This is a genomic window from Pedobacter sp. HMWF019, assembly GCF_003061025.1.
Lineage (GTDB): Bacteria > Bacteroidota > Bacteroidia > Sphingobacteriales > Sphingobacteriaceae > Pedobacter.
Window position 1 is genome coordinate 1 of record NZ_QAIL01000048.1, and the last position, 3,461, is coordinate 3,461.

Below are 3,461 nucleotides of genomic sequence, written 5' to 3' on the forward strand. Positions count from 1 at the left end.
AGCGGAAAACAATAGCAGTATGTCTAAAATGCCATACCAAAATACACCATGGGGGATAGACTGAATATGTTAGTGGAGAGCCGTATACGTAGGAATGTGTACGTACGGTTCGGAGGAGAGTTCTCGAAAACCCACTATAGCAATATGGGAAGGGGCGTCGGGTGCTTATCCTACAGTGTTGTAGGGGCGTATTGGAGAACGCTTGATGTGATCAGGGGTTTGCCTAGAAGTAGTGGTAAAGCGCCTACCCAGGCGCAAAAAGATCAGCAGCTTAAATTTGGTTTAACGACCAGTTTTCTGAGCTGGATCAGCGATCTGGTGTTTACGGGTTACAAGTCGATGAGTAAAATTGCCACGCCAATGAATGTGGCGGTATCTTACAACATCCAGGCTGCGATTATGGGTGTTTCGCCCAATTTTACCTTAGATTATTCCAAGATCAGGTTCAGCAATGGGAAACTGGCTTTGCCAGATGGAATGGAGGTGGAATCGCTTCCTGCAGCCAAATTGAAGTTTTCCTGGTTGCACGCAGATCCGGATGACAAGTTGCTGGACGCGACAGATATGGCTACTATTTTGGTGTATAATCCGGTTAAAGCCAAATTTGTTAAAGTGGTGAATGTGGTGCCGAGATCTAGCGGCACCTATACATTGCAGGTGCCGGTGAGTTTCGCAGATGATGATGTGCATTGTTACATCTGTTTCAATTCTTCAAAACAGAAAGAATTGGTGTCTGTGAGTGAGCATTTGGGATTGGTAGCCGTGATCGCCTAGTTGATGCATATAGCATTGTTGATATAATAATGTGTATCTGAAAGCGCTGCTTAATTGCGGCGCTTTTTTATTTATTCCAGTATTTACTCATGATCTCTTTCATAGCTGGTCTGTTGGCATCGTTATCGCCGGCGAGTTGTTTCTGTTTCAGCAATTCTACTTTCATTTGTGAAATCAGTTGCTGATATTTCTCATCGTGGTAAGCATTATGGAGCTCTTTTGGATCATTTTTAAGGTCATAGAATTCCCAGGCTGGAGTGGTGGGTTGCTTGTTTCCTCCTGTCATATCGAGTAGACTTCCATAGTAAAAGATGAGTTTATAGCGGTCACTTCTGATGCCGAAGTGTGCGGGCAAGATCTGTAAGTGCTCCCAGTACCGGTAGTAGGCATATTTGCGCCAGTTTTTGATGGTTTTGCCTTCTAAAATTGGTCTGAAACTCTTGCCCTGGATAAAGGAGGGTTTTGGAATGCCGGCATAGTCGGCAAAAAGGGCTGGGAAATCTATATTTAATACGAACTGATTGAAACGGCTGCCGCCTTTAATTTCTTTTGGATAGCAGATGACGAAGGGCATTCTTAAAGATTCTTCATACATCGTGCGCTTGTCAAAGAAGCCATGCTCTCCTAAGAAATAGCCTTGATCGGAGGTGTAAATGACTACAGTATTTTTAGCCAGTCCTGTTTGTTCCAGGTGATCCAGGATCCGGCCAATATTGTCGTCAATTGCTGCGGCGCAGCGCAGGTAGTCTTTTACAAATTTCTGGTAGATCTTTTTTCTGGCCTGGATACTGTCTAAGCCATTGATGGAAAAGGGCATGCCGGGATAGCTTGTCCAGTAGGTGTCGGGGTGTTTTTGATAGAGTTCCCAACGGTTTTCCAGATCTTCGAGTTGTTGACCTTTAAAGGTACGGCCGTTGGCTTCGGGACCAAAGTCGAGAATGGATCCGGGGTAGGGGATTTCTACATTTTTATACAGGTCTTTGTATCGGTCTGGGTATTCCCAGGGTTCGTGGGTTGCCTTGAAATGGGTCATTAGAAAAAAAGGTTTTTTCTGGTCTCTTTTTTTGATCCAGTCTATAGAGAAGTCGGTCACCAGGTCTGTATTGTAGCCTTTATCTACCTTTCCTGTGGTCTGTCCGTCGTCTTTCCAGTCTTCTTTTGTTTTAAATGTTGGGTTAAAGTAGATGCCCTGGTTGTCCATGACTTTGAAATAGTCAAAACCTGTTGGTTGTTTTTTGAGGTGCCATTTACCGATAAGGGCGGTTTGATATCCTGATTTTTGCAATTCTTTGGCAATGTTCGGTCGTTCGGGGTCTAGTGCGTCTTCCAGGGTATATACGCCGTTCACATTGCTGTATTGTCCGGTCATGATGCTGGCTCTGCTTGGTGTACAGAGGGAATTGGTGCAGAATGCGTTGTCTAGCACGGCTCCGTTTTTGGCCATGCGCCGGATATTTTCTGTTTTTGCGTAGTTTTTTAATATGCCGCCGTAGATGCCCCAGGATTGTGCGGTATGGTCATCGGCCATAATGAAGATGATATTAGGGCGATTGGAGGGGTTGTTTGTTTCCTTTTGTGCAAAGGATACTGAACTTAGGCAGGTCAGCCAGATTAGGATTGTGGTTTTGATGGTTTTCACGGTGATAAGTTAGTTATTGTTTGAGATTTTCGCAACAGGAGTGTTAAAGCTTGAAAATTAGTTTGGTTGGGAAAATATGTTTTCTGATCGCTCTGAACCTTGCAGATTCTAAGGTTTGATCAGTAAATCATATTTTCTTGGGTGCAGACCGGGGAGGGTGCAGAATTCATCGAATCTAATAATATGAGTGCTTTTGAAAATGCTTTTTTAATTTGGAACGCAATGCGTACCGAATTGAAAAGCTTATTGAGCAAGACAGGATAAGGGTATATCCGATATTTAGTCTTTAATATATTGTAATACCATGAAATGTATTTATTTTTTGAATATTATTTTGACTAGAATTGGCTGGTGTGTTTTAGGATGAAATATTTCTTTATTATTAAATTAAAAGATTGCTTTAAGAGTTGTTTATTGCTTGGTCAAATCCGAATTATTCTGTAAGTTTGAAACAACCAAGCTGATCATCAATGAAATGGACTTCTACGATTGTATTTCTGGTTATCTTCGCTATCATTGGAATTTCTTGTGAAAAGAACAAGAAAATAGATCCGGAGGTTGACCAGCAGGCTCAGGTTTTTTCGCAGCATTTTTACGCATTTATTAATGATAAACCGGTAACTGTGCACAGCTCTCTGGAAAAAAACAGAGTTCTTTTTAATGGACAATGGACTGGTATTGGGATGCCAAAGGGCAGCAATATCAATTTGTATAAGGTAAATGTTGTGGTGCCTAAAGAGGCGTTTAAGGAAGGGTACGCTTCTGATTTAAAGTTTCAGATCTATAATATTTCTAAGAAGACTTTTTTCATTACGGGTAAAGATGATTATTACAATGTAACTGGTACTTATATCGCGATGAGAAAGAAAACCGGGCCGGCGGAGACGGATCAGAAAATATATGCGGCTAATATAAAGAAAAAGCCTTTTCAGGTGCAGATTACCAATTATGAAACCATTAAAGGGAGTCTGGTTCCTCTTGTTGAGGGGAGATTGAACGGGGTGTTGTATAATATTAAGAATCCTATGGATTCTGTTGTGATTAAGAA

Annotated in this window: 3 protein-coding genes; 2 read left to right on the plus strand and 1 reads right to left on the minus strand. The window is 41.8% G+C overall.

The features are described 5' to 3' along the window. Positions 1–48: 48 nt before the first annotated feature. Positions 49–774 (plus strand): DUF6266 family protein, encoded by a 726-nt coding sequence (locus tag DBR11_RS03495; RefSeq protein WP_108550232.1) that lies wholly within the window; start codon positions 49–51, stop codon positions 772–774. Positions 775–841: 67 nt separating this feature from the next. Here the strand turns inward: DBR11_RS03495 and DBR11_RS03500 are convergent, their stop codons facing one another. Next, positions 842–2,413: a sulfatase gene (locus tag DBR11_RS03500; protein ID WP_199233747.1), complete on the minus strand. Its 1,572-nt coding sequence runs from the start codon at positions 2,411–2,413 to the stop codon at positions 842–844. A 470-nt stretch (positions 2,414–2,883) separates the two neighbouring features. Between DBR11_RS03500 and DBR11_RS03505 the strand changes: the two genes are divergently transcribed. Then, positions 2,884–3,461 (plus strand): DUF5025 domain-containing protein (locus DBR11_RS03505; RefSeq protein WP_146186446.1); only part of this gene is annotated, 578 nt, incomplete at its 3' end.

Bases quoted from the DNA above. Each gene is read 5' to 3' on its own strand.
- DBR11_RS03495 (WP_108550232.1), top strand. From the start codon at position 49: ATGGGGGATAGACTGAATATGTTAGTGGAGAGCCGTATACGTAGGAAT.